The following is a 14,337-nucleotide window of genomic DNA, read 5'->3' as shown; positions in this document are numbered from 1 at the left end:
CAAGGCAGTGACCGAGAACGGACGACCAATTTCCGTTTTGACTCGCTCCGTTGGCGGGCGATCAGTAGCCTCACCCTCGAACAACGGATCGCCCCCCGCATCCCCTACGTCTTGGAGTCTTGATGGAGCGTCCCGCCTGGGCCCCGCCGGGCATCGACATCTCGATGCCGAGCGTGTCCCGCATCTACGACTACTACCTGGGCGGTTCGCACAACTTCGAGGTGGACAGGGAGGCGGCCCGCAAGGCCATGGAGTTCATGCCGGGCCTGCCGAAGGTCATGCAGGCGAACAGGGCCTTCATGCGGCGCGCGGTGCGCTACGCCGTGGCGCACGGCGTCACCCAGTTCCTCGACATCGGCTCCGGCATCCCGACCTTCGGCAACGTCCACGAGGTCGCGCGGCAGGCCCACGACGAGGCGCGCGTCATGTACGTCGACCACGACCCGGTGGCCGTCGCCCACAGCGAGGCGGTGCTCGACGGCTGCGACCACGCCGGGGTCATCGCCGCCGACCTGCGCAAACCGCAGGACATCCTCGGCAGCCCCGAGGTCGGCGCGCTGCTCGACCTGGACCGTCCCACGGCTCTCCTGCTCGTCGCCGTCCTGCACTTCGTCGAGGACGCGTACGATCCTTGTGCGGCGGTCGCGGAGCTGCGGGACGGACTCGCCCCCGGCAGCCTGATCGTCCTCACCCACGCCTCGTACGAAGGGATTCCGGTTCCCCCCGAGCAGGCCGGCCGGACGGTCGGTGTATACAAGGACATCCGCAATCCGCTGATCATGCGCTCGCGCGACGAGATAGCACGGTTCTTCGAGGGATACGACATGGTGGAACCCGGCCTGGTGCCGATGCCGCACTGGCGGCCCGACACCGCGCCCGAGGAGGAGGACCCGTATTCCTTCTCGGGGTTCGCGGGCGTGGGGCGGAAGCGTTGAGCGGCGAGCCGGACGGGCCCGAGGGAAGACTGCGCAGGTTCGCCACCATCTGGAGCCGGGCGATCTTCCCCGCCACGGCGACCTCGCTGACGCGGCCGGAGTTCGAGCTGCAACTGGTGCCGCTCGCCCGCCGTCTGCGCGACGCCCTGCAGGACCGGGTCTTCGACGCGGCGGAGGGCCAGGCCGTCGGCGCCGCCCTGGTCGGCACGCACTGCACCGAGCCCGAGGCGCTCAGCCGCACGCTCGACTGCGTCGAGGCCTACCTGGTCCTGTACTGCGGCGGCGACGGACCCCGCGAGGAGCTGCGGGCCCGCTGCGCGCGCATCCAGCACTCCATGGCCGCGGGCTTCGCCCAGGCTCTGCGGGAGCGCACCCTCGCCGAGCAGGAGGCGATCTCCCGCGCCGCCCTCAGCGCGCGCAGTGCCGTCGCCGAGGCCCTGCACGCCAGCGAGGCACGCTTCCGCGCGGTGTTCCACGGCGCCGCGATCGGCATCGGCATCGCCGACCTCGACGGCACGGTCCTTGAGGTGAACGACGCCCTGATCCGCATGTTCGGCGGCCTCGAACAGCACCTGCGCGGGCGGAACGTGGGCGAGTGGACCCACCCCGACGACTCGCCCCACGTATGGCGGCTCTACGAGGAACTGGTGCGCGGTGAGCGCGAGCACTACCGCGTGGAGAAGGCCTTCTACCGCCCCGACGGCACCGTCCTGTGGACCAACCTGACGGTGTCGCTGCTGCGGGACGCCGACGGCGTGCCGCAGTACCAGCTCGCGCTGATGGAGGACACCACCGAGCGCCGCCTGCTCAATCTGCGCCTGCGCTACGAGGCGACGCACGACGCGCTCACCGGCCTGCCCAACCGCACCCTCTTCTTCGAGCGCCTGGAGAAGGCACTCTCCGCCGGGCAGGACGCCCGCTTCGGGCTCTGCTACCTCGACCTCGACGGCTTCAAGACCGTCAACGACAGCCTCGGGCACGCGGCGGGCGACCGGCTGCTCGTCGAGGTCGCCGACCGGCTGCAGTCCTGCGCGACCGCGCCCGGCGAGATGGTGGCCCGCCTCGGCGGCGACGAGTTCGTGGCGCTCACCACCGGGCCCGACACGGAGACCGAGGTCGACGAGCTCGCGGGCCGCATCATGAACGCCCTCGCCACGCCGGTCCGCGTCGACGGCCGCGAGCTGACCGTGCGCGGCAGCATCGGCATCGTCGAGGGCCCCGCGGGCGAGCGCGGCGCGGCGGAGGTGCTGCGCAGCGCCGACATCACGATGTACCGCGCGAAGTCCGCCGGCGGCAACCGCTACGAACTCGCCGACCCCGAGGCCGACGCCCGCGCCATCACCCGGCACGGCCTGACCACCGCGCTGCCCGCGGCCCTCGAACGCGGCGAGTTCTTCATCGAGTACCAGCCGCTCGTGCACCTCGGCGACGGCAGCGTGCGCGGCGCGGAGGCGCTGGTCCGGTGGCTGCACCCGCAGCACGGCATCATCGGCCCCGACCGGTTCATCCCGCTCGCCGAGCACACCGGCCTCATCGTGCCGCTCGGCCGCTGGGTCCTTGAGGAGTCGGTGCGCCAGGCCAGGATGTGGGAGACCCGGCACAGCGACGCCGGGCCGCTGCGGGTCAACGTCAACCTCTCGCCGATGCAGCTCACGCACCCGAACCTGGTCTCCGACACGGTCGACATCCTGGAGCGCGAGGGCCTCGCGCCGGGCGCGCTCTGCCTGGAGGTCACCGAGTCCGCGTTGATAGGGGCCGACGACGACCTGCTCAAGCCGTTGCGCAGGCTCGCCGAGATGGGCGTGGACATCGCGCTCGACGACTTCGGCACGGGCTACTCCAACCTCGCCAACCTGCGCAGGCTCCCGGTGAGCGTCCTCAAGCTGGACCGCTCCTTCACGCAGGGCATGCAGCACTTCCCCGCCGACCCCGTCGACCTGAAGATCGTCGAGGGCATCGTGGCCCTGGCCCACAGCCTGGACCTCGCGGTCACGGTGGAGGGCGTCGAGACGGGCCACCAGGCCGACCAGCTCCGCGAGCTGGGCTGCGACACGGCCCAGGGCTGGTACTACGCCCGGCCGGGACCACCGGACCGCCTGCACCAGCTGGCGCTCCTCGACGCGACGGGCTGAGCCGTGATCCGCTGGGCATACGCCTTCGTCGACCGGCCGCGCGACGCCTTCCCCCGGGCGTGCGCCTTCTGGACCGCGGTCACCGGTACCCGCCTGTCCGCACCCCGCGGCCCGGACGGCGAGTTCGTGACGCTGCTGCCGCACGGCCCCGCCGACGCGTGCCTGAAGGCGCAGGCCGTGGCGGCGGGACCCGGCGGCGCGCACATCGACCTGGCGGTGGACGACCCCGCCGCCACGGCCGAGGAGGCCCGGCGGCTCGGCGCCGCCCCGCTCCACACGGAGCCCGGCCTCGAAGTGCTCCGCTCACCGGGCGGCCAGTCGTTCTGCCTCGTCGCCTGGGCGGGCGAGGCATCCCGTCCGGCGCCGACCGCCGCGCCGGACGGCACCCTCAGCCTCCTGGACCAGGTGTGCCTGGACGTGCCCCCGGAGGCGTACGACGCGGAGGCCGCCTTCTGGGCGGCCCTCACGGCCTGGCGGCCGGTCCCGGGCAGCCGTCCCGAATTCCTCGACCTGGAGCCGCCCGCACACGTGCCGGTCCGGCTGCTCCTCCAGCGCCTGGACACCCCGGGACCCGCGGGCGCCCACCTCGACCTGTCCTGCGCCGACCCGGACGCGGTGCGCGCCTGGCACCAGGGCCTCGGCGCGACGTTCGTCTCCCGCGGCGCGCACTGGCTGGTGATGCGGGACCCGGCGGGCGGCGTGTACTGCCTGACGGGGCGCGACCCGAGGACGGGACGGGTGCGGCGGCGGGCGGGCGCCGCGGGCGGCTGACTCAGCGATCGAGGAGCATCCGCTGCAGCTCCCGTGCCGCCCGGGGCGGGGCGACGTCGCTGCGGTGGGCCAGGGCGATGGTGCGGTGCAGGCCGGGGCCCGCCAGGGGCGTCATCCGCAGGTCGGCGCCGGAGCGTTCGGCGACCATGCGGGGGACCACCGCGAGGCCGAGGCCCGCGCGGACGAAGCCGAGGACCGCGTCCATCTCGCCCCCCTCCACCGCGAACTCCGGCTCGAAGCCCGCCGCGCGGCAGGCGGCGACGGTGAGTTCCCGCAGGTCGTAGCCGTGGCGGAACATCACGAGCCGTTCGCCCTGGAGGTCGGCGATCCGCACCCTCCTGCCCAGGCCGCGTCTCCGCGGCGACGCGACCACCACCAGGTCCTCGCGCAGCAGCTCCACCGTGGTGAGCGCGGGTGACGGCGAGGGCAGTGGCAGGACCACGAGCGCCAGGTCCAGGGCGCCGCGCGCCAGCTCGCGGACCAGGTCGTGGGAGCCGCTCTCCTCGACGAGCAGCTGGATGCCGGGGTGGCGGTCGTGGAAGGCGCGCAGCACCTCGGGGAGGAGCCCCGTGCACACGCTCGGCGTCGCCCCGAGGCGGATGCGGCCGCGGCGGAGCTGCGCGAGTTCCTGCACCTCGATGCGGGCGGTGTCGGCGTCGGCGAGGATGCGGCGGGCCAGCGGCAGCAGGGCCTCGCCCGCGTCGGTGAGCGCGATGTTGCCGCGGGCCCGGCTGAAGAGCTCCGCGCCCAGCTCCTTCTCCAGGGCCCTGATCTGCTGGGACAGCGACGGCTGCGCGACGTGGACCCGCTCGGCGGCCCGCGTGAAGTGCAGGGTCTCGGAGACGGCGACGAAATACTGGAGCTGCTGGAACTGCATACCCGGCACGATACGTGCGTCGATAGGGCCCGGCTATCAACATCAGCTGATCCATGTCTTGGACCGATCAGGAGCCGCGGCCGTAGCGTCCCCGACATGGCTCTGGCAACGCGGACGGACAAACGGCCGTCCATGACCCGTACGCTCTGGGACTCCTCCATCGGCAAGAAGACCGTCATGGCGGTGAGCGGCCTCATCATGCTGCTCTACCTGTTCGCGCACATGATCGGGAACCTGAAGATCTTCTTCGGCCCCGCCGAGATCAACCACTACGCGCACTGGCTGCGCACGGTCGGCGAGCCGTTCATGCACGACGAGTGGACGCTCTGGCTGGTCCGCGTGGTCCTCGTCGCCGCCGTCGTCGCCCACGCCACGTCCGCCTACCAGCTCAGCCGCCGCGACATCAGGGCCCGCCCCACCGCGTACGTCCACAAGAGGCGCGGCGCGGGCTTCGCGACCCGCACCATGCGCTGGGGCGGCGTCATCCTCGCCCTCTTCATCGTCTGGCACATCCTCGACCTGACGACCGGCACGGTGCACCCCGGCGGCTACGAGCACCTGCACCCGTACCAGAACATCATCGACACCTTCTCCACCTGGTACGGCAACGTCATCTACATCGTCGCCGTGACCGCCCTCGGCTTCCACGTCCGGCACGGACTGTGGAGCGCCGCACAGACCCTCGGCGTCGGCACCGCGACCCGCGACCGCGTCCTCAAGCCCCTCGCGGCGGGCCTCGCCCTCGTGCTGACCGCCGGCTTCGTCTCCGTACCCGTCGCCGTCATGACCGGACTGGTGAGCTGACCCATGAATCACTCCAGCGCCTACGCCGACTACACCACCGGCGGACCGCTCGCCGACACCAAGGCCCCCGGCGGGCCCATCGCGGACCGCTGGGACACCCGCCGCTTCCAGGCGAAGCTGGTCAACCCCGCCAACCGCCGCAAGCACACCGTCATCGTCGTCGGCACCGGTCTCGCGGGCGGCTCCGCAGGGGCCACACTCGCCGAACAGGGCTACCACGTCGTGCAGTTCTGCTACCAGGACTCGCCGCGCCGCGCCCACTCCATCGCCGCGCAGGGCGGCATCAACGCCGCGAAGAACTACCGCAACGACGGCGACTCCGTCCACCGCCTCTTCTACGACACCGTCAAGGGCGGCGACTTCCGCGCCCGCGAGTCCAACGTGCACCGCCTCGCGCAGATCTCCGTCGAGATCATCGACCAGTGCGTCGCGCAGGGCGTGCCGTTCGCCCGCGAGTACGGCGGACTCCTCGACACCCGCTCCTTCGGCGGTGTCCAGGTCTCCCGCACCTTCTACGCCCGCGGCCAGACCGGGCAGCAGCTCCTCCTCGGCGCGTACCAGGCGCTCAGCCGCCAGATCGCCGCGGGGAACGTCGAGATGCACCCCCGTACCGAGATGCTCGACCTCGTGGTGGTCGACGGGCGGGCGCGCGGCATCGTCGCCCGGGACCTGATCACCGGGAAGATCGACACCTACTTCGCCGACGCGGTGGTCCTCGCGTCCGGCGGCTACGGCAACGTCTTCTACCTGTCGACGAACGCCATGAACTCCAACGCCACCGCCGTCTGGCGCGCCCACCGGCGCGGCGCGTACTTCGCCAACCCCTGCTTCACCCAGATCCACCCCACCTGCATCCCGCGCACCGGCGACCACCAGTCCAAGCTCACCCTGATGAGCGAGTCGCTGCGCAACGACGGCCGGATCTGGGTGCCCAGGGCCAAGGGCGACGACCGCCCGCCGCACCAGATCCCCGAGGACGAGCGCGACTACTACCTGGAGCGGATCTACCCCTCCTTCGGCAACCTCGTGCCCCGCGACATCGCCTCGCGCGCCGCGAAGAACGTGTGCGACGAGGGGCGCGGGGTCGGCCCCGGGGGCCAGGGCGTCTACCTCGACTTCGCCGACGCCATCCGGCGGATGGGCAGGAAGGCCGTCGAGGAGAAGTACGGCAACCTCTTCGAGATGTACGAGCGGATCACCGCGGAGAACCCCTACGAGGTCCCCATGCGGATCTACCCCGCCGTGCACTACACGATGGGCGGCCTCTGGGTCGACTACGACCTCCAGACCACCGTGCCCGGCCTCTTCGCCGTCGGCGAGGCCAACTTCTCCGACCACGGCGCCAACCGGCTCGGCGCGAGCGCCCTCATGCAGGGCCTCGCCGACGGCTACTTCGTCCTGCCCTCCACCATCAACGACTACCTCGCGCGCCACCCGCACCACGACGAGGTGAGCGCCGAACACCCCGTCGTCCAGGACGTCCTCGCCGAGACCGAGGACCGGCTCAACCTGCTGCTCGCCGTCGACGGCGACCGCACGCCCGACTCCTTCCACCGCGAACTCGGCGAGGTCATGTGGGAGTTCTGCGGCATGGCCCGTACGGAGACGGGGCTGCGCAAGGCCCTGGAACGCATCCCGCAGATCCGCGAGGAGTTCTGGCGCCGCATCAAGGTCCCCGGCACCGGCGAGGAGTTCAACCAGTCCCTGGAGAAGGCCAACCGCGTCGTCGACTACCTCGAACTCGCCGAGCTGATGTGCCTCGACGCCCTGCACCGCGCCGAGTCCTGCGGCGGCCACTTCCGCGAGGAGTCCCAGACCCCCGACGGCGAGGCCGCCCGCGTCGACGAGGAGTTCTCCTACGCCGCGGCCTGGGAGTTCACCACCACCGGCGGCGCCCCCGTCCTGCACAAGGAAGACCTCGTCTTCGAGTACGTCCACCCCACCCAGCGGAGCTACGCATGAGGCTCACCCTGCGCGTCTGGCGCCAGAAGAACGCCGCCGCCGACGGCGCGATGTCCACCTACGAGGTGGACGGCATTTCCCGGGACATGTCCTTCCTGGAGATGCTGGACACCCTCAACGAAGAACTCATCGTCAAGGGCGAGGACCCCGTCGCCTTCGACCACGACTGCCGCGAGGGCATCTGCGGCGCCTGCTCGCTCGTCATCAACGGCGACGCCCACGGTCCCGAGCGCACCACCACCTGCCAGCTGCACATGCGGTCCTTCGAGGACGGCGACACCATCGACATCGAGCCGTGGCGCGCCTCCGCCTTCCCGGTCGTCAAGGACCTGGTGGTGGACCGCTCGGCCTTCGACCGGATCATCCAGTCCGGCGGCTACATCAGCGCCCCCACGGGTTCCGCGCCCGAGGCCCACGCCACGCCCGTGCCGAAGCCGGACGCCGACACCGCCTTCGAGCACGCCGAGTGCATCGGCTGCGGCGCCTGCGTCGCCGCCTGCCCCAACGGCTCCGCCATGCTGTTCACCTCGGCGAAGGTCAACCACCTCAACGTGCTGCCGCAGGGCGCGCCCGAGCGGGAGACGCGGGTCCTCGACATGGTGGCGCGGATGGACGAGGAGGGCTTCGGCGGCTGCACGCTCACCGGCGCCTGCGCCACAGCCTGCCCGAAGGGCATTCCGCTGCCGTCCATCTCCGCGATGAACAGGGAGTGGCTGCGGGCAACCCGGAAGGTGAGCCGGTAGGACCGGCTGCCGAGCACGCCGGCCGGCAAACCGGCGAAGGCGCGGCTGCGGGACGCCCACCGGGGCCGGTGATCACCCGTGGGCCGGCCCCAGGGCCCGCGCCAGATACGGCGCGGTGCGGCTGCCCCCGGCGCGGGCCACCTCGGCCGGGGGGCCCTCCGCCACGATCTCGCCGCCCCGGTCGCCGCCGCCGGGGCCGAGGTCGATCACCCAGTCCGCGCCCGCCACGACCGCCATGTCGTGCTCGACGACGACCACCGAGTTCCCCGCGTCGACCAGCTCGTGCAGCCGACGGGTGAGGAGTTCCACGTCGGCCGGGTGCAGCCCCGTCGTGGGCTCGTCGAGGAGGTACAGGGTGTGGCCGCGCCGGGCCCGCTGCAGCTCGCTCGCCAGCTTGATGCGCTGGGCCTCGCCGCCCGACAGCTCCGTGGCGGGCTGGCCGAGCCGCAGATAGCCGAGCCCCACGTCGAGGAGCGTGCGCAGGCTGCGGACGACGGCGGGCGTGCCGGTGTCCGCGAAGAAGTCCGCGGCGGCCTCCACGGTGAGGTCGAGCACGTGGGCGATGTTCTTCCCGTGGTACGTCACGTCGAGGGTCGCCGGGTTGTAGCGGGCGCCCGCGCAGTCCGGGCAGGGCGCGTACGTGCTCGGCAGGAAGAGCAGCTCGACGCTGACGAAGCCCTCGCCCTGGCAGGTCTCGCACCGCCCGCCCGCGACGTTGAAGGAGAACCGGCCGACGCCGTAGCCCCGCTCCCGCGCCTCGTCCGTGGCCGCGAACACCTTGCGCACGACGTCGAAGAGACCCGTGTAGGTGGCGAGGTTGGAGCGCGGCGTGCGGCCGATGGGCCTCTGGTCGACCCGCACGAGACGGCCGACCCCGTCCAGCTCCTCGGTGATCTCCCCGACGAGGGTGGACTTGCCCGAGCCCGAGACGCCCGTGACCGCGGTGAACGCGCCGAGCGGGAACTCCGCCGTCACCGCCCGCAGATTGTGCCGGGTGACCGGGCCGACCTTCAGCCGGTGCGTGGCGGTGCGGACCTCGCGCACCGGCGTGGGGGCGCCGGCGAAGAGGAAGCGGGCCGTCGCCGACTCCGGCACGGCTTCGAGGTCCGCCACCGGACCGCTGTGCAGCACCCGGCCGCCGTGCTCACCGGCCCGCGGCCCGACGTCGACGAGCCAGTCCGCGTGGCGCATGACGTCGAGGTGGTGCTCCACGACGAAGACGGAGTTGCCCGCGCCCTTCAGCCGGTCGAGGACGTCGAGCAGGGCCTCGGTGTCCGCCGGGTGCAGCCCCGCGGACGGCTCGTCGAGGACGTACACGACACCGAAGAGACCGGAGCGCAGCTGGGTCGCGAGGCGGAGCCGCTGCAGCTCGCCCGCCGAGAGGGTGGGGGTGGCGCGGTCCGGGCTGAGGTAGCCGAGGCCCAGCTCGGTGATGGTCGCGATGCGGGCAAGGAGGTCGCCGGTGAGGACACGGGCCGTCTCGGAGGCGCCCGCCGCGCCCGCGAGGACGTCCGCGAGCTCGGAGAGGGGGAGCGCGGCCAGCTCGGCGATGGTGCGGCCCGCGAAGGTGACGGCGAGGGCCTCCGGGCGCAGCCTGCTGCCGCGGCAGAGCGGGCAGGGGGTGCTCGCGAGGAAGCGCTCCGCCCTGGCGCGCAGCGTCTGGCTCCTGGAGTCCGCGAAGGTCTTCAGCACATAGCGGCGGGCACTCATGTACGTGCCCTGGTAGGGGCGTTGGATGCGGCCCGCGTCGCGCACCGGGTGCACGGTCACCACGGGCTGCTCGTCGGTGAACAGAATCCACTCGCGGTCGGCCGCGGGCAGCTCGCGCCACGGGCGGTCGACGTCGTACCCGAGGGCGTCGAGGACGTCCCGCAGGTTCTTGCCCTGCCAGGCGCCCGGCCAGGCGGCGATGGCGCCCTCGCGGATGGAGAGCGAGGCGTCCGGGACGAGCAGTTCCTCGGTGGTGCGGTGCACACGGCCGAGACCGTGGCACTCCGGGCACGCGCCGGCCGCCGTGTTCGGCGAGAACGCGTCGGAGTCCAGCCGCTCGGCGCCCGCGGGGTAGTCGCCCGCCCGGGAGAAGAGCATCCGCAGGGAGTTGGACAGGGTGGTGACCGTGCCCACGGAGGAGCGGGACGACGGCGCCGCCCGCCGCTGCTGGAGCGAGACCGCGGGCGGCAGTCCGGTGATCTCGCCGACCTTGGGCGCGCCCACCTGGTGGATGAGCCGGCGGGCGTACGGGGCGACCGACTCGAAGTAGCGCCGCTGGGCCTCGGCGTAGATCGTCCCGAAGGCGAGCGAGGACTTCCCCGAGCCGGACACCCCGGTGAACACCGCGAGCACGTCACGCGGAACATCCACGTCGACGCCCCGCAGATTGTGCTCCCGGGCACCCCGGACGCGTACGAACGGATCGTGAGGGCTGTGCATGGGCGGTGCTCCGTACGCGGCTCGGGGACAAACCCCACGATTCTAGGCCGGGGCCGTCCGCGCGAGTCGGGGGGCCCGCTCGTCGAGGACCGTGCGCAGCCGCGCCGCCGCCGGGACGTCCGCGCAGCCCGCGAGGCCCAGCGCGTCGCGGAACTCCAGCGCCAGCAGGTCGAGGACCCGCCGCACCCCCGCCTCGCCCGCCAGTGCCAGGCCCCACAGCGCGGGACGGCCGAGCAGGACGCCGCGGGCGCCGAGCGCCAGGGCCCTGAGCACGTCCGTCCCGGAGCGGACGCCGCTGTCGAGCAGCACCTCGCAGCGGCCCGCCAGCGCCGCCACGACCTCCGGCAGCGCGACGGCGCTCGGCACCGCGCCGTCCAGCTGGCGGCCCCCGTGGTTGGACACCACCACCGCGTCCACCCCGCACTCGGCGGCACACACCGCGTCCTCCGCCGCCAGGACGCCCTTCAAGACCAGCGGCAGCCGCGTCACCGCCCGCAGCTCCTCGACCGCTGACCAGGTCAGGGCCGGGGAGAACGACGCCTCGGTGTGGGCGGCCAGCGCGGACGCGGCACCCGCGAGGACCCGGTGCGCCGCCGTGGGGCCGGGGGCGAGGTGGGCGGCGCGCACATGGTCCGGGAGCGCGAAGCGGTTGCGCACGTCCCGGAGCCTGCGGCCCATCCACGGCACGTCCACCGTGAGGACGACCGCCCGCGCCCCCGCGTCCTCGGCCCTGCGCACCAGGTCGAGGGCGCGCCCCGGCTCCCGCAGCCAGTACAGCTGGAACCAGACGGCCGCGCCCGTGGCGACGAGCCGCTCGACCGGCACACTGCTGAGGGTGCTCACGGTGAACGGCACGCCCGCCGCCCGCGCCGCCCGCGCCGCGGCGAGTTCGCCCTCCGGGTGCAGCAGGCGCTGGTAGGCGACGGGCGCGAGAGCCACCGGCAGCCGGCTCGGGCAGCCGAGCAGGGACGTCTCCGTCGCACACCGCGAGACGTCCCGCAGGACGCGGGGGACGAGCAGGACCCGGTCCAGGGCCGCGCGGTTGGCGTCGAGCGTCACCTCGGCACCGCTGCCCCCGCCCACGAAGTCCCTGACGTCCGCGGGCAGGACGGCGGCGGCGCGCTCCACGTCGGCCAGGCAGTGCACGTCGTCGAGACCGGTGACCGGCCCCGGCGGCGGCTCAACGCTGGTGGAAGCCACGCTGCTTGGTCCGCTCCAGCTCCACGGCCTCGTACAGCGCCTTGATGTTCGCGCTGCCGAAGGTCTCGGCGCCGCGTCGCTCGATGATCTCGAAGAACAGCGTGCCCCGGGGATGGGTCGACGCGGTGAAGATCTGGAAGAGCTGCCCGTCGTGGTCCTCGGCGGCGAGCACGTTGGTCGCCCGCAGGTCCGCGAGGCGCTCCGCGCTCAGCGCGACCCGCCGGCCGAGCAGGTCGTAGTACGAGGACGGGGTGCGCAGGAAGCCCACGCCGCGCGCGCCGAGGTCCCGCACCGAGTCCACCGCGTCGTGCGCGGAGAACGCCAGGTGCTGCACGCCCGCGCCCTGATGGCTCTTGAGGAACTCGTCGATCTGCCCGCTCGCGGCCGAGGTGTCCGGCTCGATGAGCGTCAGCGTCACGGTGCCCGACGCGCTCTGCACGGCCGTCGACTCCATCGCCTGGGCGCCGACGACGATGCGCTCCTGGAAGATGTCGCGGAAGCCGAGGGCCCGGCAGTAGTAGTCGACCATCGGGCCGAGGTCGCCCGCGTTCAGGCACACCGCGACGTGGTCGAGCTCGGACAGGCCCGCGTCACGGGCCGGTCCGCCGGGCGCGGGCGGCACGGGGACGTAGCCGACGGGCAGCCCCGGGCCCTCCCCGGGCGCGCGCTGGACGAGGGTGTGCACGACGTCCCCGAAGCCGCGGACCGCCGCCGTGACCGCGGGGCCGCCGCCCGTGTGCCGTTCGGGCTCGCGGTGCGCGAGGGCGCCTCGCGCCAGCGCGGCGCGGTAGGCCGCCTCGGGGTCGGCGGTGCGCAGGACGATGTCGGCGACGCCGTCGCCGTGACCCATCACGTACGCCGACGCGGGGTGCTGTTCCGACGTCGCCTGGGTGAGGACCAGCGTGATCCGGCCCTGGCGCAGCGCGACGCCCCGGTGGTCCGCGAAGGTGCCCGTGCCGACCACGGTGAAGCCGTACCCGTCGACCCAGGACGACCGCGCCGCCTCCAGATCCTCGACGTACATCTCGACATGGTCGATCGAGAGATCAGCCAGCGGATTCTCCGCCGTCGATAAAGAGCTCATGAATGTCTCCAGATCCGGAGAGAAATGAGTTTCTGGGACTCTACGATCCGGACCTCGTGTCCGACCACGAAGGAAATGGACGCGAGATACGGGATGGACGGCCCGCTTTGCCCGCGGGAACCGGCCAGAATAAAGTGGGCGGCCTTTCGGTTTATGGGCGATGTACTTTTCGAACGGGTGATGTTCAGTGATGCGCACCATGGCCGTCGTCGGCACCGGCCTCATCGGTACCTCCGTGGCGCTCGCCGTGAGCCGGCGGGGCGTGACGGTGTTCCTCTCCGACCGTGACCCGGCCGCCGAACGGACGGCCGCGGCCCTGGGCGCCGGCCTGGCGCGCCCGCCCGGCGAACCCGTCGACCTCGCCGTCATCGCCGTCCCGCCCAGCCAGGTCGGCGCCGTCCTCACCGAGGCACAGGAGCGCGGCGTCGCCCGTGCCTACACCGACGTGGCGAGCGTGAAGGCCGGGCCCGAGCGGGCCGCGCTGCGCCGCGCCCCCGAACCCGCCCGCTACGTCGGCGGCCACCCCCTGGCGGGCCGTGAGCGGTCCGGGCCCCTCGCCGCGCGGGCCGACCTCTTCGAGGGCCGCAACTGGGTGCTCACACCGTCCGGGCTGACCTCCGACGAAGCCTTCGAGCGGGCCCTTGAGCTGGTCGCGCTCTGCGACGCCCACCCGGTCGTGATGCACAGCGGCGACCACGACGCCGCCGTGGCCGTCACCTCCCACGTGCCGCATCTGATGGCCAGCCTGATGGCGGCCAGACTGGGGGAGGGGCCCGCCGGACTCGCGCGGGTCGCGGGGCAGGGGCTGCGCGACGCCACCCGCATCGCCGCGGGCGACTCCCGGCTCTGGGGCGACATCCTCCAGGCCAACGCCCCGGCCGTCGCGGGCGTGCTCAAGGACCTGCACGCCGACCTGTCCCGCCTGGTACCGGCGGTGGACGCGCTCGCCGGGGGCGGCGAGGCCGAGCGGGACCTCGGCATGCGGACCCTGGTGGACCTGCTCGACCGCGGCATCTCCGGGCTCGCCGGCATTCCGGCGGCGGGGCACGCCCGTACCGGTGACGGCCCCGGCGGCGTCGCCCGGGAGCGGCACGGCGTGCTGGTGAGGGTCGCGGAGCGCCCCGGCGAGCTGGCGCGGCTCATCGCCGCCGCGGCGGACCTGGGCGGCACCGCGGAGGACGCCCGCGCGGACATTTCCGGCGCGGGGCAGGGGCTCACCGTGCGGTTCGCCGCACCGGCAGGGACCGCCGACCGGCTCGTGACCGCGCTCGCCGCGGACGGCTGGGACGCCGTACGGGAGGACGGCGGCCACCCGGTGCGCGAGGGGAGCAAGGGGCACAGGGAAACGCGGATTCCGACCGCCTGACGGCGGCGGGCGTGTCCGGTTGCGTCCGGTCAT

General features: G+C 73.2%; 11 protein-coding genes. 7 read left to right on the top strand and 4 right to left on the bottom strand.

Annotated elements, in window-relative coordinates; genetic code table 11:
- Window positions 1-122: 122 nt before the first annotated feature.
- From AB0I16_RS25540 to AB0I16_RS25530, 3 genes are read left to right on the top strand one after another with little or no spacing between them, the layout of a single operon-like run.
- Window positions 123-935: an SAM-dependent methyltransferase gene (locus AB0I16_RS25540; RefSeq protein WP_363251882.1), complete on the top strand. Its 813-nt coding sequence runs from the start codon at window positions 123-125 to the stop codon at window positions 933-935.
- Complete coding sequence (locus AB0I16_RS25535) at window positions 932-3,067, top strand: EAL domain-containing protein (RefSeq protein ID WP_363251880.1); 2,136 nt, start codon at window positions 932-934, stop codon at window positions 3,065-3,067. The genes AB0I16_RS25540 and AB0I16_RS25535 overlap by 4 nt, the downstream gene beginning before the upstream one ends.
- A 3-nt stretch (window positions 3,068-3,070) precedes the next feature.
- Window positions 3,071-3,838, top strand: a complete 768-nt coding sequence (locus tag AB0I16_RS25530) for a VOC family protein (protein WP_363251879.1) — start codon at window positions 3,071-3,073, stop codon at window positions 3,836-3,838.
- A 1-nt stretch (window position 3,839) separates the two neighbouring features.
- On the opposite strand, the gene AB0I16_RS25525 is transcribed toward AB0I16_RS25530, so the two are convergent.
- On the bottom strand, window positions 3,840-4,715 hold the full coding sequence (locus AB0I16_RS25525) for a LysR substrate-binding domain-containing protein (protein WP_363251878.1): 876 nt from the start codon (window positions 4,713-4,715) through the stop codon (window positions 3,840-3,842).
- A gap of 96 nt (window positions 4,716-4,811) precedes the next feature.
- Between AB0I16_RS25525 and AB0I16_RS25520 the strand changes: the two genes are divergently transcribed.
- The 3 genes from AB0I16_RS25520 to AB0I16_RS25510 are packed head-to-tail and all read left to right on the top strand — an operon-like array spanning window position 4,812 to window position 8,224.
- Window positions 4,812-5,519 carry a succinate dehydrogenase gene (locus AB0I16_RS25520; RefSeq protein WP_363251877.1) on the top strand — a complete coding sequence of 236 codons (708 nt, stop codon included), beginning with the start codon at window positions 4,812-4,814 and terminating at the stop codon, window positions 5,517-5,519.
- A gap of 3 nt (window positions 5,520-5,522) precedes the next feature.
- Window positions 5,523-7,481: a fumarate reductase/succinate dehydrogenase flavoprotein subunit gene (locus tag AB0I16_RS25515; RefSeq protein WP_363251876.1), complete on the top strand. Its 1,959-nt coding sequence runs from the start codon at window positions 5,523-5,525 to the stop codon at window positions 7,479-7,481.
- Window positions 7,478-8,224 carry a succinate dehydrogenase/fumarate reductase iron-sulfur subunit gene (locus tag AB0I16_RS25510; RefSeq protein WP_363251875.1) on the top strand — a complete coding sequence of 249 codons (747 nt, stop codon included), beginning with the start codon at window positions 7,478-7,480 and terminating at the stop codon, window positions 8,222-8,224. The genes AB0I16_RS25515 and AB0I16_RS25510 overlap by 4 nt, the downstream gene beginning before the upstream one ends.
- Before the next feature lie 72 nt (window positions 8,225-8,296).
- On the opposite strand, the gene AB0I16_RS25505 is transcribed toward AB0I16_RS25510, so the two are convergent.
- The 3 genes from AB0I16_RS25505 to hppD are packed head-to-tail and all read right to left on the bottom strand — an operon-like array spanning window position 8,297 to window position 12,938.
- On the bottom strand, window positions 8,297-10,654 hold the full coding sequence (locus AB0I16_RS25505) for an excinuclease ABC subunit UvrA (RefSeq protein ID WP_363251874.1): 2,358 nt from the start codon (window positions 10,652-10,654) through the stop codon (window positions 8,297-8,299).
- Between the two features lie 42 nt (window positions 10,655-10,696).
- A complete protein-coding gene (locus AB0I16_RS25500; protein ID WP_363251873.1) occupies window positions 10,697-11,854 on the bottom strand; it encodes an alpha-hydroxy acid oxidase in 1,158 nt (385 codons plus the stop codon).
- Window positions 11,835-12,938: a 4-hydroxyphenylpyruvate dioxygenase gene (gene hppD, locus AB0I16_RS25495; RefSeq protein WP_363251872.1), complete on the bottom strand. Its 1,104-nt coding sequence runs from the start codon at window positions 12,936-12,938 to the stop codon at window positions 11,835-11,837. Before hppD ends, AB0I16_RS25500 begins: the two co-directional genes overlap by 20 nt.
- A gap of 190 nt (window positions 12,939-13,128) precedes the next feature.
- On the opposite strand from hppD, the gene AB0I16_RS25490 reads away from it, so the two are divergent.
- Window positions 13,129-14,304 (top strand): prephenate dehydrogenase, encoded by a 1,176-nt coding sequence (locus tag AB0I16_RS25490; protein ID WP_363251871.1) that lies wholly within the window; start codon window positions 13,129-13,131, stop codon window positions 14,302-14,304.
- Window positions 14,305-14,337 lie beyond the last annotated feature (33 nt).

Origin of the sequence: Streptomyces sp. NPDC050703 (genome assembly GCF_040654435.1) — a bacterium.
Taxonomy (GTDB): Bacteria; Actinomycetota; Actinomycetes; order Streptomycetales; family Streptomycetaceae; genus Streptomyces.
The sequence above is the reverse complement of the archived record's forward strand: the minus strand, read 5'-3'. Positions and strand labels throughout refer to the sequence as shown.